The sequence below is a fragment of the Roseococcus pinisoli genome, assembly GCF_018413645.1.
In the GTDB taxonomy this organism is placed as follows: Bacteria; Pseudomonadota; Alphaproteobacteria; order Acetobacterales; family Acetobacteraceae; genus Roseococcus; species Roseococcus pinisoli.
Genome location: NZ_JAHCDA010000001.1, coordinates 144,304 through 166,192, shown reverse-complemented (window position 1 = coordinate 166,192; position 21,889 = coordinate 144,304). Strand labels below are relative to the sequence as shown.

At 69.4% G+C, this 21,889-nt stretch carries 21 protein-coding genes; 13 read left to right on the top strand and 8 right to left on the bottom strand.

The window, feature by feature from the left end; genetic code table 11:
* Positions 1-6 precede the first annotated feature (6 nt).
* From KHU32_RS00755 to KHU32_RS00730, 6 genes are all read left to right on the top strand, one after another.
* Complete coding sequence (locus tag KHU32_RS00755; RefSeq protein ID WP_213668147.1) at positions 7-255, top strand: hypothetical protein; 249 nt, start codon at positions 7-9, stop codon at positions 253-255.
* Positions 252-1,448, top strand: coding sequence for an ADP-forming succinate--CoA ligase subunit beta (gene sucC / locus KHU32_RS00750; RefSeq protein WP_213668146.1), 1,197 nt, complete (start codon positions 252-254; stop codon positions 1,446-1,448). Before KHU32_RS00755 ends, sucC begins: the two co-directional genes overlap by 4 nt.
* A 2-nt stretch (positions 1,449-1,450) precedes the next feature.
* Entirely contained in the window at positions 1,451-2,347 is an 897-nt protein-coding gene (gene sucD, locus KHU32_RS00745; protein WP_213668145.1) for a succinate--CoA ligase subunit alpha, read from the top strand.
* A gap of 118 nt (positions 2,348-2,465) precedes the next feature.
* Entirely contained in the window at positions 2,466-5,345 is a 2,880-nt protein-coding gene (locus tag KHU32_RS00740; protein WP_213668144.1) for a 2-oxoglutarate dehydrogenase E1 component, read from the top strand.
* Between the two features lie 114 nt (positions 5,346-5,459).
* Positions 5,460-6,686, top strand: coding sequence for a 2-oxoglutarate dehydrogenase complex dihydrolipoyllysine-residue succinyltransferase (gene odhB, locus KHU32_RS00735; protein ID WP_213668143.1), 1,227 nt, complete (start codon positions 5,460-5,462; stop codon positions 6,684-6,686).
* Positions 6,687-6,688: 2 nt separating this feature from the next.
* The gene (locus KHU32_RS00730) at positions 6,689-6,916 is read left to right on the top strand and encodes a hypothetical protein (protein WP_213668142.1); all 228 of its coding nucleotides are present in this window, start codon (positions 6,689-6,691) and stop codon (positions 6,914-6,916) included.
* Positions 6,917-6,993: 77 nt separating this feature from the next.
* On the opposite strand, the gene KHU32_RS00725 is transcribed toward KHU32_RS00730, so the two are convergent.
* Both KHU32_RS00725 and KHU32_RS00720 read right to left on the bottom strand, forming a co-directional pair.
* Positions 6,994-7,959, bottom strand: a complete 966-nt coding sequence (locus KHU32_RS00725; RefSeq protein WP_213668141.1) for a Bug family tripartite tricarboxylate transporter substrate binding protein — start codon at positions 7,957-7,959, stop codon at positions 6,994-6,996.
* Between the two features lie 225 nt (positions 7,960-8,184).
* Complete coding sequence (locus tag KHU32_RS00720) at positions 8,185-9,162, bottom strand: Bug family tripartite tricarboxylate transporter substrate binding protein (protein ID WP_213668140.1); 978 nt, start codon at positions 9,160-9,162, stop codon at positions 8,185-8,187.
* A gap of 102 nt (positions 9,163-9,264) precedes the next feature.
* Between KHU32_RS00720 and KHU32_RS00715 the strand changes: the two genes are divergently transcribed.
* The 3 genes from KHU32_RS00715 to KHU32_RS00705 all read left to right on the top strand — a co-directional run bounded on the left by KHU32_RS00715 (position 9,265) and on the right by KHU32_RS00705 (position 12,388).
* On the top strand, positions 9,265-10,593 hold the full coding sequence (locus tag KHU32_RS00715) for a replication-associated recombination protein A (protein WP_213668139.1): 1,329 nt from the start codon (positions 9,265-9,267) through the stop codon (positions 10,591-10,593).
* A gap of 34 nt (positions 10,594-10,627) precedes the next feature.
* Positions 10,628-10,969: a fluoride efflux transporter FluC gene (locus tag KHU32_RS00710; RefSeq protein WP_213668138.1), complete on the top strand. Its 342-nt coding sequence runs from the start codon at positions 10,628-10,630 to the stop codon at positions 10,967-10,969.
* An 81-nt stretch (positions 10,970-11,050) separates the two neighbouring features.
* Positions 11,051-12,388, top strand: a complete 1,338-nt coding sequence (locus KHU32_RS00705) for an LLM class flavin-dependent oxidoreductase (RefSeq protein WP_213668137.1) — start codon at positions 11,051-11,053, stop codon at positions 12,386-12,388.
* Between the two features lie 81 nt (positions 12,389-12,469).
* Here the strand turns inward: KHU32_RS00705 and KHU32_RS22955 are convergent, their stop codons facing one another.
* The 4 genes from KHU32_RS22955 to KHU32_RS00685 form a co-directional block, all read right to left on the bottom strand.
* The gene (locus tag KHU32_RS22955) at positions 12,470-13,006 is read right to left on the bottom strand and encodes a glyoxalase superfamily protein (protein ID WP_249680464.1); all 537 of its coding nucleotides are present in this window, start codon (positions 13,004-13,006) and stop codon (positions 12,470-12,472) included.
* Between the two features lie 224 nt (positions 13,007-13,230).
* The gene (locus tag KHU32_RS00695; RefSeq protein ID WP_213668136.1) at positions 13,231-14,118 is read right to left on the bottom strand and encodes a glycosyltransferase family 2 protein; all 888 of its coding nucleotides are present in this window, start codon (positions 14,116-14,118) and stop codon (positions 13,231-13,233) included.
* Positions 14,115-14,672 (bottom strand): hypothetical protein, encoded by a 558-nt coding sequence (locus tag KHU32_RS00690; protein WP_213668135.1) that lies wholly within the window; start codon positions 14,670-14,672, stop codon positions 14,115-14,117. Before KHU32_RS00690 ends, KHU32_RS00695 begins: the two co-directional genes overlap by 4 nt.
* Positions 14,669-16,180: an aldehyde dehydrogenase family protein gene (locus KHU32_RS00685; protein WP_213668134.1), complete on the bottom strand. Its 1,512-nt coding sequence runs from the start codon at positions 16,178-16,180 to the stop codon at positions 14,669-14,671. The genes KHU32_RS00690 and KHU32_RS00685 overlap by 4 nt, the downstream gene beginning before the upstream one ends.
* Positions 16,181-16,299: 119 nt before the next feature.
* On the opposite strand from KHU32_RS00685, the gene KHU32_RS00680 reads away from it, so the two are divergent.
* From KHU32_RS00680 to KHU32_RS00665, 4 genes are all read left to right on the top strand, one after another.
* A complete protein-coding gene (locus KHU32_RS00680; RefSeq protein ID WP_213668133.1) occupies positions 16,300-16,806 on the top strand; it encodes a pyridoxamine 5'-phosphate oxidase family protein in 507 nt (168 codons plus the stop codon).
* A 75-nt stretch (positions 16,807-16,881) separates the two neighbouring features.
* Entirely contained in the window at positions 16,882-18,090 is a 1,209-nt protein-coding gene (locus tag KHU32_RS00675) for a CaiB/BaiF CoA transferase family protein (RefSeq protein WP_213668132.1), read from the top strand.
* Between the two features lies 1 nt (position 18,091).
* The gene (locus KHU32_RS00670; RefSeq protein ID WP_213668131.1) at positions 18,092-18,934 is read left to right on the top strand and encodes an alpha/beta fold hydrolase; all 843 of its coding nucleotides are present in this window, start codon (positions 18,092-18,094) and stop codon (positions 18,932-18,934) included.
* Between the two features lie 99 nt (positions 18,935-19,033).
* Positions 19,034-19,450 carry a hypothetical protein gene (locus KHU32_RS00665; RefSeq protein ID WP_213668130.1) on the top strand — a complete coding sequence of 139 codons (417 nt, stop codon included), beginning with the start codon at positions 19,034-19,036 and terminating at the stop codon, positions 19,448-19,450.
* Between the two features lie 3 nt (positions 19,451-19,453).
* Here the strand turns inward: KHU32_RS00665 and hemB are convergent, their stop codons facing one another.
* Together hemB and KHU32_RS00655 are read right to left on the bottom strand one after the other, a co-directional pair.
* The gene (gene hemB / locus KHU32_RS00660) at positions 19,454-20,452 is read right to left on the bottom strand and encodes a porphobilinogen synthase (protein WP_213668129.1); all 999 of its coding nucleotides are present in this window, start codon (positions 20,450-20,452) and stop codon (positions 19,454-19,456) included.
* Positions 20,453-20,561: 109 nt separating this feature from the next.
* Positions 20,562-21,848 carry an O-acetylhomoserine aminocarboxypropyltransferase/cysteine synthase family protein gene (locus tag KHU32_RS00655; RefSeq protein WP_213668128.1) on the bottom strand — a complete coding sequence of 429 codons (1,287 nt, stop codon included), beginning with the start codon at positions 21,846-21,848 and terminating at the stop codon, positions 20,562-20,564.
* Positions 21,849-21,889 lie beyond the last annotated feature (41 nt).

Here is a 21,889-nt window from a genome sequence, read left to right as displayed (position 1 = left end):
CGACCCGTGCGGGTCACGCTGATCGACGGCGTTCAAAGCACCCGCATGGCCCTGCCGAACCCTGGCGCCGCGTTCGACCTTTCGGTCGGGCGCGGCGCCGCCGTTTCCGGCCGAGGCTGGAAACGCGAAATTCCACGCTTCGGAATGCAACAGGAAAGACGGCTTGCGGAGGCGGCGCGAGACGGGCTGTTCTCGCTGGCCGCCATCCGTCGCGACTGGCACAATGGACCGAGCTTGAGGATCCCCCACGCATGAATATTCACGAATATCAGGCGAAGGAGCTGCTTCGCCGCTACGGCGTTGCCGTGCTGGAAGGCCATGTGGCCTGGACGGCCGACGAGGCCGAGGCCGCGGCGAAGAAGCTGCCCGGACCGGTCTATGTGGTGAAATCCCAGATTCACGCGGGCGGCCGCGGCGCGGGCCGCTTCGCCGAGGATCCGAACGGCAAGGGCGGCGTGCGCGTCGTGAAGTCCGTGGCGGATGCCAAGGCGGCGGCCGAGGCGATGATCGGCAAGACGCTGGTCACCAAGCAGACGGGCGAGGCCGGCAAGGTCGTCAGCCGCGTCTATGTCGAGGATGGCTGCGACATCAAGCGCGAGCTCTATCTCGGCCTGCTCGTCGACCGCGAGACCTCGCGCCTCACGATCATGGCCTCCACCGAGGGTGGCATGGAGATCGAGGAGGTCGCCGAGAAGCACCCCGAGAAGATCCTGAAGGCGGCGATCGACCCGGCCTCGGGCATCTCGGGCTTCCATGCCCGCAAGCTGGCCTTCGGCCTCGGCCTCGAGGGCAAGCAGGTCGGCAGCTTCGTGAAGTTCGTGACCTCGCTCTACGGCGCCTTCCAGGAGCTGGACTGCGCCATCGTCGAGATCAATCCGCTGGTCGTGACCGGCGCGGGCGACATCGTGGCGCTCGACGCCAAGGTCTCCTTCGACGACAGCGCGCTCTACCGCCACAAGGACCTCGAGGCCCTCCGCGACGACACGGAGATGGACCCGAAGGAGCTCGATGCCGCCAAGCACGAGCTGAACTACGTGGCGCTGGACGGCGAGATCGGCTGCATGGTCAACGGCGCGGGCCTGGCCATGGCGACGATGGACATCATCAAGCTCTACGGCTCCTCGCCCGCGAACTTCCTCGATGTGGGCGGCACGGCCGATGCGGCGCGCGTCACCGAGGCCTTCCGGATCATCACCTCCGACGCGAATGTGAAGGCCATCCTGGTCAACATCTTCGGCGGCATCGCCAAGTGCGACATGATCGCGACCGGCATCGTGGAGGCGAGCAAGAACCTCTCCCTCGAAGTGCCGCTGGTCGTGCGCCTCGAAGGCACCAACGTCGAGCTGGGCAAGAAGATCCTGGCCGAGAGCGGGCTGGCGATCATCCCCGCGGACAACCTGGCTGATGCGGCCCAGAAGGTCGTCGCCGCCGTGAAGAAGGCTGCCTGACCATGGCGATCCTCGTCGACAAGAACACCAAGGTCATGACCCAGGGCTTCACCGGCGCCCAGGGCACCTTCCACGCCAGCCAGGGCATCGCCTATGGCTCGAACTACGTGGGCGGCGTGACGCCGGGCAAGGGCGGCACGCAGCACCCGAGCCTGAACCTGCCGGTCTTCAACACGGTGGCCGAGTGCCGCGAGGCGACCGGGGCAGATGCCTCGGTCATCTACGTCCCGGCCGCCTTCGCCGCCGACTCCATCCTGGAGGCGATCGACGCCGAGGTCCCGCTGATCATCTGCATCACCGAGGGCATCCCCGTCCTCGACATGGTGAAGGTGAAGCGCGCGCTGGACGGCTCGGCCTCGACGCTGGTCGGCCCGAACTGCCCGGGCGTGATCACGCCCGACGCCTGCAAGATCGGCATCATGCCGGGCCATATCTTCAAGCGCGGCTCGGTCGGCATCGTCTCGCGCTCCGGCACGCTGACCTATGAGGCCGTGGCGCAGACCACGGCGGCCGGCCTCGGCCAGAGCTCGGCGGTGGGCATCGGCGGCGATCCGGTGAAGGGCATGGACTTCATCGACGTCCTGGAGCTGTTCCTGGCCGACGAGGAGACCAAGTCGCTCATCATGATCGGCGAGATCGGCGGCCAGTCCGAGATCCTCGCGGCCGAGTACCTGAAGAGCGAGAATTTCGGCCCCGGCAAGCCCAACAAGCCGGTGGTAGGCTTCATCGCCGGCGCCACGGCGCCTCCGGGCCGCCGCATGGGTCATGCCGGCGCGGTGATCTCGGGCGGCCAGGACACGGCCGTCGCCAAGATGGAGGCCATGGCCGCGGCCGGCATCCTCGTGGCGGACAGCCCGGCCTCGCTGGGCTCGACCATGGTGCGTGCACTGAAGGGCTGACCTGCGTGGGGCGGGAGGCCAAATTCCCGCCCCAATGCTCATATTATTTTAGAGAACGGGCTATTAGAGTCCGAAGATTGCATTCTCATCCGCGGAACGGGTGGAACGGAGCGACGACATGGCTGGAGTGGACATCCTCGCAAGCGCGATGAACGGGGCGAATGCCGCGTATCTCGCCGACACCTATGCCAGGTGGATCGAGGACCCCTCGAAGGTCGACCCATCCTTTGCCGAGCTGTTCACCGCCCTCAACGACGACGCGCGCGCCGTCCTGACGGATGCGATGGGCGCCTCCTGGGCGCCGCGCCCGCGGGGCGGCTTCGCGCCTCCCGAGGAAGCGAAGCCGGCGGCCAAGGGTGGCGGCAAGGGCGGCGCCCCCGCCGCCGATCCCGAGACGACGCGACGCGCGGTGCTGGACAGCATCCGCGCGCTGATGCTCATCCGCTCCTACCGCGTGCGCGGCCACCTGGAGGCGCAGCTCGATCCGCTGGGCCTGCAGGTCACGCCGCCGCATCCGGAGCTGTCGCCCAAGTTCTGGGGCTTCGAGGAGGCCGATCTCGATCGGCCGATCTTCATCGACAAGGTCCTCGGCCTCGAGACGGCGACGATCCGCCAGATCATGGAGCGCCTGCGCGCCACCTATTGCGGCCATATCGGCGTCGAGTTCATGCACATCCAGGATCCGGACCAGAAGTCCTGGATCCAGCAGCGCATCGAGGGCGCCCCCTGGGCCGGCAGCTTCGACGCCGCTGAGAAGCGCAAGCTCCTGAGCCAGCTCACCGAGGCCGAGGGCTTCGAGGCCTTCTGCGCCAAGAAGTATGTCGGCACCAAGCGCTTCGGCCTGGAGGGCGGCGAGAGCACCATCCCCGCCGTGCTCGCCACCATCGAGACGGGCGCCGGGCAGGGCGTGAACGAGGTCGTCATCGGCATGGCCCATCGCGGCCGCCTGAACGTGCTCGTGAACGTGGTGAAGAAGCCCTTCATGCAGGTCTTCGCGGAGTTCAAGGGCTCCAGCTTCAAGCCGGACGACGTCCAGGGCTCGGGCGACGTGAAGTACCACCTCGGCACCTCCACCGACATCGAGATCAACGGCAAGACCGTCCACCTCTCGCTGCAGCCCAACCCCTCGCACCTCGAGGCCGTGAACCCCGTCGTCGCCGGCAAGGTCCGCGCGCGGCAGGACATGGCGGGCGACGTGAAGACGCGCACCAGCGTCATGGGCATCCTGCTGCATGGCGATGCCGCCTTCGCCGGCCAGGGCCTGGTCTATGAGACGCTGGCGATGAGCCAGCTCATCGGCTACCGCACGGGTGGCACGATCCATATCGTGACCAACAACCAGATCGGCTTCACCACCGTTCCGGTGCACGCTTATTCGGGCCTCTACTGCACGGACGTGGCCAAGTCGGTGCAGGCGCCGATCATCCACGTGAATGGCGACGATCCGGAAGCCGTGGTCTGGTGCGCGCGCCTTTGCGCCGAGTTCCGCATGCGCTTCCAGGCGGATGTCGTGCTCGACATCGTCTGCTACCGCCGCCACGGCCATAATGAGGGCGACGAGCCCGCCTTCACCCAGCCGGTGATGTACAACCGCATCCGCGCGATGAAGACCACGCGCACCCTCTATGCCGAGCGCCTGGCCGCCGAGGGCAGCGTGACCGCCGCCGATGCGGCCTCGATCCTGGACGGCTTCAACGCGAAGATGGAGGACGCCTTCCAGGCCGCCGCCAGCTTCAAGCCGAACAAGGCCGACTGGCTGGAAGGCCATTGGTCCGGCCTCAAGGCCGTCGGCAACGGCGAGGGCGTGGAGCAGCTCCACGAGACCGCGGTCTCGCTCGACACGCTGCGCGAGGTGGGCGGCGCGCTCTGCCGCGTTCCGGCCGATTTCGGCGCCAACCCCAAGATCACCCGCCAGCTCGAGGTCAAGAAGAACGCGATCGAGGGCGGCGAGGGCATCGACTGGGCGACGGGCGAGGCCCTGGCCTTCGGCACCCTGCTGCTGGAAGGCCACCGCGTCCGCCTCTCGGGCGAGGACGTGCAGCGCGGCACCTTCAGCCAGCGCCACGCCGTGCTGGTCGACCAGGTGGGCCAGCAGGAATACGTCCCGCTGAACAACATCAAGGAAGGGCAGGCCAAGTTCGAGGCCTTCAACTCCCTGCTGGCCGAGTTCGGCGTGCTCGGCTTCGACTATGGCTACTCGCTGGCCGATCCGCGCACCCTGGTGCTCTGGGAGGCGCAGTTCGGCGACTTCGCGAACGGCGCGCAGGTCATCATCGACCAGTTCATCGCCTCGGGCGAGACGAAGTGGCTGCGCATGTCCGGCCTCGTGATGCTGCTGCCGCATGGGCAGGAAGGGCAGGGGCCGGAGCACTCCTCCGCCCGCCTGGAGCGCTACCTGCAGCTCTGCGCCGAGCGGAACATCCGGGTCTGCAACTTCACGACGCCGGCCAACTACTTCCACGCGCTGCGCCGGCAGCTGAAGGCCAATTACCGCAAGCCGCTTGTCATCATGACGCCGAAGAGCCTGCTGCGGCACAAGCTGGCGGTCAGCAGCCTCGCCGAGTTCGGTCCGGGCAGCGCCTTCCGCTACGTGATCCCCGAGGTCGAGGCGATCGCGCCGGACGAGAAGGTGAAGCGCGTCGTGCTCTGCACCGGCAAGGTCTATTACGACCTCGTGCAGGAGCGGCAGGCCAAGGGCATCGACGACGTGGCGCTGATCCGCGTCGAGCAGCTCTATCCCTTCCCGGAGAAGAGCCTCTCCGAGGCGCTGGCGCCCTACAAGAACGCCGAGGTGGTGTGGTGCCAGGAGGAGCCGGAGAACAACGGCGCCTGGACCTTCGTCGACCGGCGGATCGAGGGCGTGCTCAAGAAGCTCGACATCAAGGCCAAGCGGCCCGACTACGTGGGCCGTGACGCCGCCGCCAGCCCGGCGACGGGGCTGGCCAAGGTGTATCAGACCCAGCAGGATGCGCTGGTTCGCGCCGCCCTCGGAGCCTGAGGGACGGCGCCCGCGGCCTCGGGGATCCGAGGAAAAAACGGGACGCCGGCCCTGTTCGGGCTGACGTCCTGGCTTCATCTGCTTTAAGAACCCGCCAGGAATAGAGTGAAGACGATGGCAACCGAGATTCTCGTGCCCACCCTGGGCGAAAGCGTCAGCACCGCGACCGTCGCACGCTGGCTCAAGCAGGCCGGTGAGGCTGTGGCGGCGGATGAGCCCCTGGTCGAGCTCGAGACCGACAAGGTCACCGTCGAGGTGAACGCGCCGGCCGCCGGCGTGCTTGAAAGCATCACCGCCCAGCAGGGCGCGGAAGTCGAACCCGGCGCGCTGCTCGGCAGCATCGCCGCCGGCTCCGGCGCGGCGCCCAAGCCGGCGGCGCCCGCCGCGGCCCCGACCGCTGCGGCCAAGCCCCCGGGCACGGGCGCCGGCTCCGTCGCCGCCGCCGAGGACAAGGCCTCCGCCGCGACGCCGCTGCCCGCCGCGGCCAAGCTGATGGCCGAGAACAACGTCACCCCCGCCCAGATCGGCGCCGGTTCGGCCAAGGACGGCCGCATCGCCAAGGGCGACGTGCTCGACTTCCTGAGCCGCCCCGCCGCCCAGGCCCCGGCCGCCGCGCCTAAGACCGAGCGCGCGCTGGATGCCGGCGAGGAGCGCGTGAAGATGACGCGCCTGCGCGCCACCATCGCGCGCCGCCTGAAGGAGGCGCAGAACACCGCCGCCATGCTCACCACCTTCAACGAGGTGGACATGGGCGCGGTGATGGCGCTGCGCGCCGAGTACAAGGACGCCTTCGAGAAGCGCCACGGCGTGAAGCTCGGCTTCATGTCCTTCTTCGTCTCGGCCTGCGTGGCCGCGCTGAAGGAATTCCCGGCCGTCAACGCCGAGGTCGAGGGCGCCGACACGGTCATCTACCGCAAGGCCGTCCATATGGGCATCGCGGTGGGTGGGCCCTCGGGCCTGGTTGTGCCGGTGCTGCGCAACGCCGACGAGATGGGCTTCGCCGAGATCGAGAAGCGCATCGGTGACTTCGGCAAGCGCGTCCGCGACGGCCAGCTCAAGCTGGAGGAGATGGCGGGCGGCAGCTTCACCATCACCAATGGCGGCATCTACGGCTCGCTGATGTCGACCCCGATCCTGAACCCGCCGCAGTCGGGCATCCTGGGCATGCACAAGATCCAGGATCGTCCGATGGCCGTCGGCGGCAAGGTCGAGATCCGCCCGATGATGTACCTGGCGCTGTCCTACGATCACCGGATCGTCGACGGGAAGGAGGCCGTGTCCTTCCTCGTCCGCGTGAAGGAGGCGATCGAGGATCCCCGCCGCCTGATGCTGGGCCTCTGAGGATGCGCTCCAGGGAAGGCCAGCTCAGCGACAACCGCCCGATCTCCCGCACCCGTCCGGAGAAGGAGAAGCAGCTGCGGGAACTGAAGGAGGTTCTCGCGGGGATGAAGGCCCACGCCTCGCCCGCGCTGCGCGATTCCGTGAAGGCGAAGATCAAGGAGCTCGAATCCGAGCTCGCGGCCCCGCCGCCGCCGCCGCGTGACCGCCGGCCGCCGCGCCGCGAGTTTTGAGGCGAGGGCCGATTTCCGGCCCCTCCAACGGATCGGATGACGAGACGGCGCGGGGAGTCCCCCGCGCCGTTTTCGATTCAGCCGAGTTCCATGCCGGTCTCGCGCACGATGCGGCCCATGGCCTCGCGCTGCTGGCGGACATATTCGGCGAAGGCGCCCGGCTCGCTGCCGACGGGGACGGCGCCCAGCGTCTCGAGGCGCGCGCGCACCGTCGGATCGGCCAGGGCGGTCTTCGTCGCCGCGAGCCAGCGCGCGACGATCGGCGCGGGCAGGCCGGCGGGGCCGTAGAGGCCGTTCCACTCGTTCAGCTCGTAGCCCGCGAAGCCCTGCTCGGCGACGGTGGGCACGTTCGGCAGGGCGGGCAGGCGCTCGGCCGAGCTGACCGCCAGCGCACGGACCTGGCCGTCCTGGACCAGCTGCATCGAGGAGGCGACGGTGGCGAAGACGAAGCTGAGATTGCCGCCCATCAGGTCCTGCAGGGCCGGGGCGCCGCCGCGATAGGGGACGTGCGTCACGTCGATCCCGGCGCGGTTGGTGAGCAGCGCGGCGGCCAGGTGCGCGGCCGTGGCATTGCCCGAGGAGCCGTAGGTCAGCCGGCCCGGGCGGGCCTTCGCATAGGCGATGAACTCTTCCAGCGTCCGCACCGGCAGGCTGGCCGGCACGATCATGATCTGCGGCCAGACCAGGACCTGGGTGATGGGCGTGAAGGCGGTGGCGTAGTCGAAGGCCAGGCCGCGCATCAGGGTGGGGTTCACCGTATGGGCCAGGGCGTCGATCATGACGGTCAGCCCGTCCGGCGCGCTGCGCGCGACCTCGGCCGCGCCGATGGCGCCGCCCGCGCCGCCCCGGTTCTCGACGATCACCGACTGGCCGAGCGCCGCCGTCATGGGCACCGCCAGCAGGCGGGCCGAGGTGTCCACGCCGCCGCCCGGGGCATAGGGGGCGATGAGGCGGACGGAGCGCGCGGGCGACCAGGGGGCGGCACCCCCTTGGGCGAAGGCCGGCGTGGCGAACAGCGTGGCCAGCAGGGAACGGCGGAACATGGCTTACTCTCCGGTCGAATCAGGGGCGCGGCCCGCCACGTCTTGCCGGGGCGGCGGGCCGCGAAGAAAGCGGCCCTGAAGGCGGGATGGGCATTCCGCCCCAGGGAATGGGCGCGGCGACGACGCCGGTTGGCCCGCGAAGAGCACAGAGCCGTGGGGCGAGGCAAGTCCGGAGATCGCACGCGTCGGTTGCGGGACGCCGGGGCCCAACCGAGGGCTCAGGGGTCAGCCGTCCAGCCGGATGCCCTCGGCGGCGATGAGGGCGCCCATGGCCGCGCGCTCGTCTTCCAGGAAGCGGGCCAGCGCCGCCGGCCCCTCCGCCGCGGGGATCAGGCCCAGCTCGGTCAGGCGGGGGCGCAAGGCGGGCTGGTTCACGGCCTCCGCGGCCGCGGCCGCGGCACGGTCGATCGCGGCCGGCCCGGTCCCGGCCGGCGCGAAGAGTGCCAACCAGTCGCCGAGGGAGAAGCCCGGAAATCCCTGCGCCGCGAGGCTGTCCGCCGCGCCCGGAAGGGAGCTGCCGAGGGAGCGGATCTGCCCCTCCCGCAGCAGGGGCGCGGCCAGGGCGATGGAGGTGAAGCCCATCGCCACGTCGCCGCGCAGCAGGCCGGTGATCTGGTCGGCGCCGCCGCGATAGGGGATGTGCTCGGCCGCGATGCCCGCCCGGCGCAGCAGCGCCGCCATGGCGAGATGCGTGCGCGAGCCGATGCCCACGCTGCCATAGGCGGGCGGGCGCCGCTCGGCGCGGAGGCGGTCCAGTAGTCCGGCCACGGTCCTGATGCCGAGATCGGCCCGCACGACCAGCAGCAGAGGCAGGGTCGCAAGGAGGGTCACCGGGGCGAAGGCGGTGCGATAGTCGAAGCCGAGGCCGTGCATCAGGAAGGGGTTCACGGCCTGGCCGCCGGAATCGAGCAGCAGCGTCGCGCCGTCGGGCGGGGCCTGCGCGACCACGCCCGCCCCCACCGCGCCCGAGGCGCCGCTGCGGTTCTCGGGCGTCACCACCGAGCCCAGCAGCTCGCCCAGTCGCGGCGCGATCAGGCGCGCCAGGAGGTCGGTGCTGCCGCCGGGCGGATAGGCGACCACCAGCCGGACAGGCCGTTCCTGCGCCCGGGCGCCCCGAAGAGAGGCGGCCAGCGAAGGGACAGCGAGGAGGAGCGCGCGGCGGAACATGCCTCGAGGCGTCGCGCCGCCACCCTCTCGCGTCAAGCTTCGGTTTCGTGAAACCGGGTGGGCCCCCGTGCCCTTCCTGGCCCGAAAGGAATAGACTGCGGCCATGGCCCCCCGCCCCGCCCTCCCCGAGCAAGCCTGATGCGCCGGCCCCGTTCCGAGCCGGCTTCCGGCAACCTTTTCGAGGCCGAGGCGCCGCGCCCCCTGGCCGACCGCCTCCGACCCACCTCGCTCGCGGATGTCATCGGGCAGGACCACCTCCTGGGCCCCGACGGCCCCATCCGGCGGATGGTGGAGAGCCGGACGCTCTCCTCCCTCATCCTCTGGGGGCCGCCGGGCACGGGCAAGACGACGATCGCCCGCCTCCTCGCCCACGAGACGGAGCTGCATTTCGAGTCGCTCTCGGCCATCCAGGGCGGCGTCGCGGATCTGCGGCGCGTTTTCGATGCGGCGCGCGAGCGCCGGGCCATGGGGAAGGGCACGCTACTCTTCGTCGACGAGATCCATCGCTTCAACCGCGCCCAGCAGGACGCCTTCCTGCCCGTGATGGAGGACGGCACGATCGTCCTGATCGGCGCGACGACGGAAAACCCCTCCTTCGAGCTGAACGGCGCCATCCTCTCGCGCAGCCAGGTCTTCGTGCTGAAGGCGCTGGACGACGGCACGCTCTCGGTGCTGCTGGAGCGTGCCGAGGCGCATGTCGGCCGTCCGCTGCCGCTGACCGACGATGCGCGCGAGGCGCTGCGGGGCCTGGCCGGCGGCGACGGCCGCTATCTGCTGAACCTGGTCGAGCAGGTCTACACCGTGCGCTCCGGCCGCGCGCTCGACGTCGAGGCGATGGGCCAGGTGTTGACGCGGCGCCTGCCCTCGCACGACAAGGCGGGCGATGGGCATTACGACCTGCTCTCCGCCTTCCACAAGTCGCTGCGCGGCAGCGACGTCCATGCCGCGCACTACTACGCGGCGCGCATGGTGGTGGCCGGGGAATCGCCCGAGGCGATCTTCCGCCGGCTGGCCTGCGCGGCCTCCGAGGATGTTGGCATGGCCGATCCGCAGGCCATGGTGCAGGTCATCACCGCCTGGCAGGCCTTCGAGCGCATCGGCTGGCCGGAGGGCCGGCTCTTCCTTGCCCAGGCCATCAGCTACGTGGCGACGGCGCCGAAGAGCAACGCCTCCTACATGGCCTTCGAGGCCGCCACGGGCCTGGCCCGCGAGACGAGCCACGTCCCGCCGCCGCTGAACATCCTGAACGCGCCGACGAAGCTCATGAAGGAGCTCGGCTACCATTCGGGCTACCGCTACGACCACGACTATCCCGACGCCTATGCCGGGCAGGAGTTCTTCCCCGAAGAAGCCCGCCGGGGAGGGACGCCGGAGCTCTACCGGCCGAACGAGCGCGGCTTCGAGCGCGACATCCGCAAGCGCCTCGACTACTGGGCGGCGCAGAAGGCCTCCAGGAGGTCCTCGTGACGACAGGGAGCGGCCTGATGCGGCCCATGCGCGGTTGAACTTCGCCCTCGTCGCCGCCGGCGGGGCGGCGGGCTCGGTCCTGCGCTACCTGGCGTCGCTGGCCTTCATGGGCATGGGCTGGCCCTGGGGCACGCTTTTGGTGAACATCCTGGGCAGCTTCGCCATGGGTCTCCTCGCCGGGGTCGGCCTCTCGCCGATGCAGCGGCTGTTCTGGATGACCGGGGTATTGGGCGGCTTCACCACCTTCTCGGCCTTCAGCCTGGAGACGGCGGCCCTCTGGTCGCGCGCGCATTGGGAGGGGGCGGCCTATGTCGCGCTGTCCCTGACGCTGGGCTTCGCCGCCTTCGCGCTGGGCATGTGGCTGACCCGCAGCTGAGGGCGGGCCGCCGATCGCGGGATGACTTGACGCCGCCGGGAGGGCGGCGCCTTGCTGGGGAAGGCGAAGGGAGTAAGCGCCATGAAGACAGGAAATGCGGGCCGGCAGATGCGGATGGGCGTCTTCGTCCAGGCTGCTGGGCACCATGTGGCGGGCTGGCGCCACCCCGACGCCATGCCGGGCGGCGCCAATCTCGGGCTGATGCAGCACCTCGCCGCCACGGCCGAGCGCGGCAAGTTCGACCTGTTCTTCCTGGCCGACAACTTCACCACCGGCTACGGCGAGCATCCCTCCACCATCGGCCGGTTCGAGCCGCTGACACTGCTCTCGGCGCTCTCGGCCACCACGCGGCATCTGGGCCTGGCCGCCACGGCCTCGACCACCTATGCCGAGCCCTATCACATCGCCCGCGCCTTCTCCTCGCTCGACCACCTCTCCGACGGGCGGGCGGCCTGGAACGTGGTCACGACCTCCTACGCGAAGAACGGCGCGATCTTCGGCCGCCAGCACCCCTCCCATGCCGAGCGCTACGCCATCGCCGAGGAATTCGTGGAGGCCTGCCGCCAGCTCTGGGACAGCTGGGACGACGACGCCTTCGTCATGGACAAGGAGGCCGGGACCTTCGTGCGGCCGGGCACGCTGCACCCCGCCGCTTTCCACGGGAAGTACTTCGACATCGCGGGCGGGCTGAACCTGCCGCGCTGCCCGCAGGGCCAGCCCGTCATCATCCAGGCCGGCAGCTCCGGCCCGGGCCAGGCGCTGGCGGCGCGCACGGCCGACGTGGTCTTCACCGCGCAGAATCACCTGGGCGATGCGCAGGAATTCCACCGCAGCCTGAAGGGCCAGCTCGCCCAGCACGGGCGTGGGCCGGAGGATCTGCACATCATGCCGGGCTTCATGCCCGTGATCGGCCGCACCGTGGCCGAGGCGAAGGAGCTCTTTGCCGAGCTCAGCAGCAAGCTCGACATGCGGCAGGCCAATACCGTGCTCTCCGACCGGCTGGGCACCGACATGTCCGGCTACGACCTCGACGGGCCGGTGCCCGAATTGCCGGAGAGTGACCAGCTCAAGAGCCGCGCCCTGCTGCTGCTGGAGACGGCGCGGCGCGAGGGGCTGACGCTGCGCGAGCTCTGCCACCGCGCCGCCGCCTCGCGCGGGCATATGCTGGTGGTGGGTACCGCCGGGCAGGTGGCCGATACGATGGAACAGTGGTTCGTCGAGGGCGGGGCGGACGGCTTCAACCTCATGCCGCCCTTCTTCCCGACCCAGTTCGACGCCTTCGTGGACCAGGTCGTCCCCATTCTGCAGGAGCGCGGGCTGTTCCGCCGCGAATACGAGGGGACGACGCTGCGCGAGAATCTCGGCCTAGCGCGCCCAGCCAGCCGTCATGCCGCGCCGATGGGCCGCGCCGCCGAATAGGGCGTCATCGCCGGGCGCATCATGAATGGTGCGCGGCTGCCGTGATGGCGGCGGGGATGGCCCGCCGCCATGACCTCATGCCTAGGGCTTGTCCTGGCAGAAGCGGATGCGGTTGCTGAACGGATCGGTCACCGTCATCACCAGGCCCCAGGGCTGATCCTCTATCCCGGGCTTGCCGTAGGTATAGGCCTTCTGCGTCAGCTCCTGATGGAAGGCCCTGATGCCTTCCATGCGGACGAAGACCGTCGAGCCCGGGCTGGCATCCCCGTGATGCTCGCTGAGATGCAGCACCAGCCCGGCGCGCGACACCTGGGCGTAGAGCGGGAAATTGGCGCCGAAGCGGTGTTCCCAGTCGAGATCGAAGCCCAGGAAGCCGAGATAGAACTCCTTGGCCTTCTCCTGGTCGAAGATGCGCAGGATCGGGCAGGTCTGCCGGAACCCGATACCCGGTTCATTGCCGGTATCGGGGGTCATCGCCGCCAGGACGTTCCAGTTGTCGGCACCGTGCTGGGCCGCCACGATTTCCAGTGCGGCGGAGTGCGGAATCTCGATCTGGCGCTGCCGCAGGGCATTGCGCAGGGCTTTCGCCATGGTCTTGGGATCGGGAACAGGTCGCATGAAACCCTCTATGGTCATCCGGCGAATGGCTCGTCAGGGCTCGCGTTGCTGACGCATTCGCCGCCCAGGAGGGTTGCGGTGCGGAAGGGTGGTTTCGATGCTTTCACCATCCCCTGAGGGGTGCGAGCGGCAGGCAGCATCAGCCGCGACGAGGGGTAGACGGCATCCGGTCCGCGATCAAGTGGAGGGCGGCAAAGGGGCACCGCGGCCCTGGTCGAGGAAGCCTATGTGCCCGAAGGGCCCTGCCGTCGCCGGCCCAGTGCGATCTCCGTCGCCTTGCGTCCCGTGATCCAGGCCCGCATTCCGGCCGCGCGGCCCGACCATTTCTCCCGCCGCGGATCCTGCCGGCGGAACAGCGCCTTGAGGCCGAGGCCCGGCGCTTCGCTGAGGGCCAGGCGCCAGGCGGCCGCCTGCCCATGGTGCTTCGCCTCCAGATGCAGGCGGGACCAACCCTGGTGGAAGGCCTTCCACCAGTTCAGCGTCTCCGAGGGTGCGCTGCTGGCGCCGCCCTCATGCCGAACGCGGGCGCCTTCCACATGGATCAGCGCATGGCCCGCGGCGCGCATCCGCAGGCAGAGGTCGTCATCCTCGAAATAGAGGAAGATGCCGGGGTCGAAGCCGCCGAGCGCGCGGAAGGCGGACATGCGCAGGAACATCGCCGAGCCCCCGACATACCAGCAGCAGGCATCTCCCGAGGGCTCCACCACCGGCCCGCGCAGCCGCCGGAAGGGGAGGTCGTGGCCGAACTGCATGCGGCCGTCGGGCGCGATGATCTCGGGTGCGAACATCGCCCCGCCCGGATAGCGGCGCGCGGCCGCGACGAGACCGGCAACGGCGCCGGGCTCCAGGCTGGCATCGGCATTGAGCAGCAGGCCGAATTCGGTGACGACCTCGGCGAAGCCCGCATTGGCGCCGGGCCCGAAGCCGAGGTTGCGTTCGGCCCGGATGACGCGCGCACCAGGGCGCGCCGCCAGCGCGACCAGCGCGCTGTCGTCCGGGCTGGCATTGTCCACCACGACCACCGGGCATTCCGGCGGGATCGCAGCAAGGCAAGCCGGCAGCAGCGCCGCCGAGTTATAGGCGACGATGACGACGCTGACGTCGCGGCTCACGGGCGGGCGGGCGCGGTCTCGGCCAGGGCCTTGAGGAAGGCGGCCACGGCCTCCTCCTCGGACATGGGCGTGTCGAGCTCAGGCGCGCCCACGGCAACGAGGCCGCCGGTCCAGAAGCCTTCCGCGCCGTCGGCGGGCACCGCGTATTGCAGCATCCCGATGCCGGCCGGCCCCCGGTAGGAGATGTAGGGGCAGCGGCGGTACTTCTTGGTGCGCACGCCGCCGCCGGTCTTGGGGCCGCCATCCTTCGAGAGCAGCGCGTGCGGCTGCTTCACGCCCCGCGCCTTGGCCGTCTCGGAGGACAGGTCGAAGCGCGCCTGCGCCTCGGCCGCGACCTCGAGGATCCGCTTGGTGGCGGCCTCCAGTACCGGGTCCACAGCCGCGCGGGCGCCGACGGGGATCACCCGGCGGGCGTCGAGCGCGAGCTTCGCGGCGTCGCGGAACTCCGTCGCCTTGGCGTGGAGCTTCGCGTTCGGACCGGCGAGGATGGCCTCCGCATTGGCCACCATCGCCTTGAGCTCGGCGGTCGTCTTGCTGTCCAGGGAGTTGCTCACGCCATGTTGACCATGATGGTCTTCTTGTGGGTGAAGTGTTCGAGCATGGCCTCCAGCGAGGCCTCCTTGCCGAGGCCCGAGCTCTTCACGCCGCCGTAGGACAGGTTGGCCTGGACGACCAGGTTCTGGTTGATCTGCACGAGGCCGGCCTCCAGGCGGTGCGCCAGGTCGAGGCCCACCTTGAGGTTGTTGGTCCAGAGGCTGGCGGCGAGGCCGTACTCGCTGTCATTCGCCTCGGCGAGCACCTTCTCGGCGTCGTCGAAGGGCTGGATGACGGTGACGGGCCCGAAGATCTCCTCGCGCACCAGGCGAGAATTGCCGTCGAGGCCGGTGAAGATCACGGGGCGGATGAAGAGGCCCTTCTTCAGCGCGGAGTCCTTCGGCATGGCCGAGCACTCATGCGCCGTGGCGCCGGCGGTCTTCTTGCCCTCGTCGATGAAGCCCTGGACCTTCTCGAACTGGCCCTCGCTGATGATGGTGCCGATGTCGGTCTTCTCGTCGAGCGGATCGCCCATGACCATGGCGTCCACGGCCTTCTTCATCTCGTCGACGAACTGCTGGAAGATCGGCCGCTCGACATAGATGCGGCTGGCGGCCGTGCAGCTCTGGCCCTGGCGCGTGAAGCGCATGGAGGTCAGCGCGCCGGAGACCGTCTTGGCGAAGTCGCAGTCCTGGAAGACGATCATCGGCGACTTGCCGCCGAGCTCCAGCGTCACCGGGATGAGCTTCTGCGAAGCGGCCTTGGCGACGATCTTGCCGGTCTCGACCGAGCCGGTGAAGGTCACCTTGCGGACCAGCGGATGCTCGACCAGGGGCGCGCCGCATTCGGGGCCCATGCCGCTGACCATGTTGAACACGCCGGCCGGCAGCACCCGGTTCATCAGCTCGCAGATGCGCAGCACGGCGAGCGGCGCCTCTTCCGCCGACTTCACGACGACGGAGTTGCCCGCGACCAGCGCCGGCGCGACCTTCAGCGTCATCAGCAGCATCGGCACGTTCCAGGGGATGATCGCCCCCACCACGCCCAGCGGCTCGCGCACCGTCACGCTCAGCACGTTCGGGGCGAAGGGGACGCTCTCGCCCTTCAGCTCGGAGCCGAGGCCGCCGAAGAACTCCAGGATGTCGGCGACGGTGCCGGCCTCGACGCGGCTTTCGGTGCGGAGCGCCTTGCCGGTCTCGAGCGCGATGAGGCGGGCCAGCTCCTCCTGATGCTCGCGGATGACGGCCGCGCACTGGTGCACGAGGGCGCCGCGCTTGCGGGCGGGCACCTTGGCCCATTCCTTCTGGGCCCGGGCGGCATCGCGGACGGCGGCGTCGACGTCAGCCGCGTCGCCCTCGGCGGCCTGGGCCACCTCGGCGCCGGTGGCCGGGTTCACGACGGCGAAGTTCTTGCCGCTGAGGGCGGGAACATAGCGGCCGCCGATGAAATGAAGCCCGGACAGCTGCTTGGCGAGGGCGAAGCAGTCGAGCTCGGGGGCGGAGGGGGTGGCGTGCGGCGTTTCGAGCATCGGGCATTCCTGAAGGCTGGTTCCAGGGGACCATGAACCGGTTGGGGGGGCGGGGGCAACCCTTGGGGCAACCGGGGGCCACCCGGGCCGTTGAAAGGGCAAGGCCGGAAGGACCCCCCATGACCCAGCACATCTCTGACGACGAGGCCCGGATCAAGGTCCGGGAACTGATCAAGGATATCGGCTTCGTGATGCTCGTCACGACCGACCAGGAAGGCTCCCTCAGCTCCCGGCCCATGGCCGTCATGGCGGTGGAGGGGGACAAGGTCTGGTTCTTCACCGACGCGAACAGCCCCAAGACCATGGAGATCGGCCGCGACCACGAGGTGCTGCTGGCCTGCGCCAACCCCTCCGGCCAGGCCTTCGTCTCCGTCAGCGGGCGGGCCCGCGTGCTGCAGGACGAGGCGAAGCAGAAGGAGCTCTGGAGCGAGGGCGCGCGCCTCTGGTTCCCGAAGGGGCATAAGAGCGAGAACCTCGCCCTCATCGAGGTCGACATGCTGGGCGCCGAATACTGGGACAGCCCAGGCTCGAAGGTGCTCTTCGCCTATGGCTACGTGAAGGCGCTGGTGGCCGGGAAGACGCCCGAGACGGGCGAGAACGCCAAGGTGCGCTTCAAGGGCGGTTAAGGGGCGGCGGATTGCGCCCTGGCCGGGGCGCGTCTAATCCCAAGGGGTCCGTTTGGCCTTCAGGGAATGTCCTTAATGTCCGCCTCTTCTCCCGGTCCGCTCAGCGGCCTGCGCGTCCTCGACCTGACCCGCGTCCTCGCGGGCCCCACCTGCACGCAGATGCTGGGCGACCTGGGCGCCGAGGTCATCAAGATCGAGCGTCCGGAAGCCGGCGACGACACGCGCGGCTTCGCGCCCCCCGTCTGGCCGAAGAGCGGCGAGAGCGCCTATTTCGTTGGCGTGAACCGCAACAAGAAGTCGGTCACGCTCGACATCTCCAAGCCGGAAGGCCAGGCGATCATCCACAAGCTCCTCGAGAGCTGCGACATGCTGGTGGAGAACTTCAAGGTCGGCGCGCTGGCGAAGTACGGCCTCAGCTACGAGAAGCTGAAGGACAAGTACCCCCGTCTGATCTACTGCTCCATCACCGGCTTCGGGCAGACCGGCCCCTACGCGCCGCGCCCGGGCTACGACGCGCTGATCCAGGCGATGGGCGGCATCATGTCGCTGACCGGCGAGCCCGGCGGCTCCCCGCAGAAGTCCGGCGTGCCGGTGGCCGACCTCTTCGCCGGCCTCTACGGCTGCATCGGCCTGCTGGCCGCGCTGAACCACCGCCACGCGACGGGCGAAGGCCAGCAGATCGACATCGGCATGCTGGACACGCATGTGGCCTGGCTGGCCAACCAGGGCTCCAACTTCCTCTCGACGGGCGAGAACCCGGTGCGCCTGGGCAACCAGCACCCGAACATCGCGCCCTACCAGGAATTCCCGAGCAAGGACGGCTACCTGATCCTGGCCGTCGGCAACGACCCGACCTTCGAGCGCTTCTGCAAGAATTTCGGCCAGGAGCACCTGCTGGCCGACGAGCGCTTCTCCACCAACCCGAAGCGCGTCGCGAACCGCCAGCTGGTGACCGACACGCTGACGCCGCTGATGAAGAGCAAGACCACGGCCGAATGGGTGGAGGCGCTGGAGGCGCTGAAGATCGCCTGCGGGCCGATCAACACGCTGAAGGACGTCTTCGCCGACCCGCATGTCCAGGCCCGCGGCTGCGTCATCGAGATGGAGCATGCTTCCGGCGAGACGGTGAAGGTGACGGCCAATCCGGTCCGCCTTTCCGCCACCCCGCCGACCTACCGCATCGCGGCGCCGGTCCTCGGCCAGCATAACGACGAAGTGCTGGGCGGCCTGCTGGGCATGAGCGAGGCGGAGATCGCCGGCCTCAAGGACCAGGGGATCGTCTGAGATGGAGACGCCCCGGATCGGCGCGCTGCGTGGCACGTTCGACTTCGGGGCGGTCACCTTGCGATGGACGGAATGGGGGCCTGTCTCCGGCCGGCCCGTCGTCTGCGTCCATGGCCTGACGCGCAACGGCCGCGACTTCGACGCGCTGGCCCAGGCCCTGGCGGCCCAGGGCCGGCGGGTCATCTGCCCCGACGTGCCGGGGCGCGGCATTTCCGACTGGCTGCCCGACGGCGCGCTCTACGCCGTTCCCACCTATGCTGCGGCACTGGTGCCGCTGCTGACGCAGCTCGGCGAATACGACTGGGTCGGCACCTCGATGGGCGGGCTCATCGGCATGGGACTCTGCGCCATCCCGGGCGTGGGCCTGCAGCGGATGGTGCTGAACGATATCGGGCCCTTCGTGCCCGTCGCCTCGCTGGAGCGCATCCGCGACTATCTCGATGCCTTCCCCGAATTCGGCAGCCTGGCGGAGCTGGAGGCGCAGCTGCGCCGCGTCCACGCGCCCTTCGGGCCGCTGAGCGATGCGGAATGGGCGCACCTCGCCCGGCACAGCGCGCGGGTGACGGCGGCGGGCCGCTTCGTGCTGCATTACGACCCGGCGATCGCGGCGCCGATGGCCAATCCGCTGAGCGACGTGGATCTCTGGCAGCTCTGGGAACACGTCGCGCGGCGCCCCGTGCTCGTCCTGCGTGGCGAGAGCTCGGACCTGCTGCTGGCCGAGACCGCGGCGCGCATGGGCCAGAGCCCGGGCGTGACGGTGGAGACCATCGCCGGCTGCGGCCATGCGCCCGCCCTGATGGACCCCGCGCAGATCGGCCTGATCCTCCGCTTCCTGGAAGGTTGAGCACGGCCCTTCGAGACGGCGGGGAAATATGTCTCCGCCTTCTTATTCCCTGATCCGGCTCGATTTGCGAGGATCGCCGCAGCAAAAGCGGAGGAAGAGATGCTTGCGATTCCGAAACTCGCGATTCAGGGACTGGCCGGCACGGCCTTCCTGCTGGGTGCGACCCTGGCCGCCACGCCGGCTCTCGCCACCGGCACCGTCGTGAACCACCTGCGGCTCCCGCAAGGGACCACGATGGCGACCTGCCTGCAGCGCGCGGCGGTGGCGATCGCCTCGAGCGGGCTGAGCCCGCTCAACACCACGCAATCCGCCGCCTGGGGCCAGCGCGAGGGCGGGCGCATCTACACGATCTACTGCATCCCCGCCAACGACGTCGCCATCTTCGTCGGCGCCGGCAACACCTCGGGTGAGGTCTCCTCCGACGTCACCGCGATGATGAACGCCTTCCGCTCCGGCGGCACCGGTGGCGGTGCAGGCGGAGGCGGTGGTACGGGCGGCGGCGGCTCCCGGAAGTAGCCCTCAGCCGGCCTTGAGCAGGCGTGCGGCCTTCAGCGCGAAGTAGCTGAGCACGCCGTTCGCGCCCGCGCGCTTGAAGGAGATCAGTGCCTCCATCATCGCGCGGTCGTGGTCGAGCCAGCCGCGCTCGACCGCGGCCATGATCATCGAGTACTCGCCGCTCACCTGGTAGACATAGGTGGGCATGCCGAATTCGGTCTTCACCCGATGGACGATGTCCAGATAGGGCAGGCCCGGCTTCACCATCACCATGTCCGCGCCCTCGGCGATGTCCAGCGCGACCTCGCGCAAGGCTTCGTCGCTGTTGGCGGGGTCCATCTGATAGGTCTTCTTGTCGCCGATCAGCGCGCCGGTGCTGCCCACCGCGTCGCGGAAGGGCGCGTAGTAGCCCGAGGCGTATTTCGCGGCGTAGCTCATGATCCGCGTGTGGATCAGGCCCTTCGCGTCCAGCGCGGCGCGGATGGTGCCCACGCGCCCATCCATCATGTCGGACGGCGCGATCACGTCCACGCCCGCTTCCGCCATCGCCACGGCCTGCCGGCAGAGGATCTCCACCGTGTCCTCGTTATGGACGTAGCCGTCGCGCAGCACGCCGTCATGCCCATGGCTCGTATAGGTATCAAGCGCGACGTCGCCGATCAGGCCGAGGTCGGGGTGCGCGGCCTTCAGCGCGCGGGCGCCGCGGCACATCAGGTTGTCCGGGTTCAGCGCGCCGGTGCCTTCCTCGTCCCGGTCCTCGACCGGCGTGTAGGGGAAGAGCGCCACGGCCGGGATGCCGAGCGCCACCGCCTCGGCGACATGCTCCGCCGCGCGGTCCACGGAGACGCGGACGATGCCGGGCATGCTCTCCACCGGCACGACCTTGTTTTCGCCCTCGGTGAGGAAGATTGGCCAGATGAGGTCGGCCGGCGTCAGCCGGTTCTCGGCGGTGAGCTTGCGCGTCCAGGCGTCATGGCGATTGCGCCGCAGGCGCGTGGTGGGAAAGGAACCGTAGAAGTTCATGGGGCCTCCGATGGCCGGAACGTCGTCGGAGGCCGTTATAGGAGCGGCAGCGCGCCACGCCTATGCCGGGAGCCCTGGGCATTATGCCCAGGGCCCGCGCGTAGGATGCTTACGACAGGGCCTGCTTCAGATCCGCCAGGATGTCGTCGATATGCTCGATGCCGATCGACAGGCGGATGTAGCCGGGCGTCACACCGCTCGCCGCCTGCTCGGCCTCGTTGAGCTGGCTGTGCGTGGTCGTCGCCGGATGGATCGCGAGGCTGCGCGCATCGCCGATATTGGCGACGTGGTAGAACATCTTCAGCTTCTCGATGAAGGCCTGTCCGGCTTCCTTGCCGCCCTTCAGCTCGATGCCCATCAGGCTGCCGTAGCCGCCCTTGAGATAGGCGTCGGCGCGGCGCTTGGCCTCGCCCGTCATGACGGAGGGGTGGATCACCTTGGTCACGCTCGGCTGGCCGGCGAGGAAGGCCGCGACCTTCACGGCGTTGCTGCAATGGCGCTCCATGCGCAGCGGCAGCGTCTCCAGCCCCTGGAGGAACATGAAGGCGTTGAAGGGCGCCATGGGCGCGCCGATGTCGCGCAGCAGGCAGGTGCGCATGCGCAGGATATAGGCGATGGGGCCGAGCGGCTTGGCCGCCTGGCTCCAGACCGCGCCGTGATAGCTCGCATCGGGCTTGTTCAGCGTGGGGAAGCGGTCGCCGCCGGCTTCCCAGTCGAAGTTGCCGCCATCCACCACGATGCCGCCGATGCTGGTGCCGTGGCCGCCGATCCACTTGGTCGTGGAATGCATGACGATGGCCGCGCCATGCTCGAAGGGCCGGCAGATCACCGGGGCCGCCGTGTTGTCCATGATCAGCGGCACGCCGAGCTTACGGCCGATGGCGGCGACTTCCGCGATCGGGAAGACCTGCAGCTTCGGGTTGGGCAGCGTCTCGGCGTAATAGGCGCGGGTGCGCGCGTCGGTGGCGCGGGCGAAGGCCTCGGGGTCGGCCGGGTCCACGAAGCGGACCTCGATGCCGAACTGCTTCAACGTGTTCGCGAAGAGGTTGTAGGTGCCGCCGTAGAGGTCGGTGCTGCTGACGATATTGTCGCCGGCCTCGCAGAGATTCATGACCGTGAAGGTGGTCGCCGCCTGGCCCGAGCCCACGGCGAGCGCCGCGGCGCCGCCCTCGAGCTGCGCGATGCGCGTCTCCAGCGCATCGCAGGTCGGGTTCATGATGCGGGTATAGATATTGCCGAGCTCGGCCAGGCCGAAGAGGCGCGCGGCATGGCCGGTGTCCTGGAACTGGAAGCTCGTCGTCTGGTGGATCGGCACCGCGACGGAGCCGGTGTTGGGATCGGCCCGGTGGCTGCCGCCATGCAGGGCGATGGTCTCAGGGTGCTTGTACTGACTCATTGTGGAACTCCCAATCTACGATGAAGAATGACATTTCCCGT

What these genes read in the sequence shown, in the direction of transcription:
- sucC (WP_213668146.1), top strand. Translation starts at nt 252, where the DNA reads ATGAATATTCACGAATATCAGGCGAAGGAGCTGCTTCGCCGCTACGGC.
- sucD (WP_213668145.1), top strand. Translation starts at nt 1,451, where the DNA reads ATGGCGATCCTCGTCGACAAGAACACCAAGGTCATGACCCAGGGCTTC.
- KHU32_RS00740 (WP_213668144.1), top strand. Translation starts at nt 2,466, where the DNA reads ATGGCTGGAGTGGACATCCTCGCAAGCGCGATGAACGGGGCGAATGCC.
- odhB (WP_213668143.1), top strand. Translation starts at nt 5,460, where the DNA reads ATGGCAACCGAGATTCTCGTGCCCACCCTGGGCGAAAGCGTCAGCACC.
- KHU32_RS00730 (WP_213668142.1), top strand. Translation starts at nt 6,689, where the DNA reads ATGCGCTCCAGGGAAGGCCAGCTCAGCGACAACCGCCCGATCTCCCGC.
- KHU32_RS00725 (WP_213668141.1), bottom strand. Translation starts at nt 7,959, where the DNA reads ATGTTCCGCCGTTCCCTGCTGGCCACGCTGTTCGCCACGCCGGCCTTC.
- KHU32_RS00715 (WP_213668139.1), top strand. Translation starts at nt 9,265, where the DNA reads ATGCGCCGGCCCCGTTCCGAGCCGGCTTCCGGCAACCTTTTCGAGGCC.
- KHU32_RS00705 (WP_213668137.1), top strand. Translation starts at nt 11,051, where the DNA reads ATGAAGACAGGAAATGCGGGCCGGCAGATGCGGATGGGCGTCTTCGTC.
- KHU32_RS22955 (WP_249680464.1), bottom strand. Translation starts at nt 13,006, where the DNA reads ATGCGACCTGTTCCCGATCCCAAGACCATGGCGAAAGCCCTGCGCAAT.
- KHU32_RS00685 (WP_213668134.1), bottom strand. Translation starts at nt 16,180, where the DNA reads ATGCTCGAAACGCCGCACGCCACCCCCTCCGCCCCCGAGCTCGACTGC.
- KHU32_RS00680 (WP_213668133.1), top strand. Translation starts at nt 16,300, where the DNA reads ATGACCCAGCACATCTCTGACGACGAGGCCCGGATCAAGGTCCGGGAA.
- KHU32_RS00675 (WP_213668132.1), top strand. Translation starts at nt 16,882, where the DNA reads ATGTCCGCCTCTTCTCCCGGTCCGCTCAGCGGCCTGCGCGTCCTCGAC.
- KHU32_RS00670 (WP_213668131.1), top strand. Translation starts at nt 18,092, where the DNA reads ATGGAGACGCCCCGGATCGGCGCGCTGCGTGGCACGTTCGACTTCGGG.
- KHU32_RS00665 (WP_213668130.1), top strand. Translation starts at nt 19,034, where the DNA reads ATGCTTGCGATTCCGAAACTCGCGATTCAGGGACTGGCCGGCACGGCC.
- hemB (WP_213668129.1), bottom strand. Translation starts at nt 20,452, where the DNA reads ATGAACTTCTACGGTTCCTTTCCCACCACGCGCCTGCGGCGCAATCGC.
- KHU32_RS00655 (WP_213668128.1), bottom strand. Translation starts at nt 21,848, where the DNA reads ATGAGTCAGTACAAGCACCCTGAGACCATCGCCCTGCATGGCGGCAGC.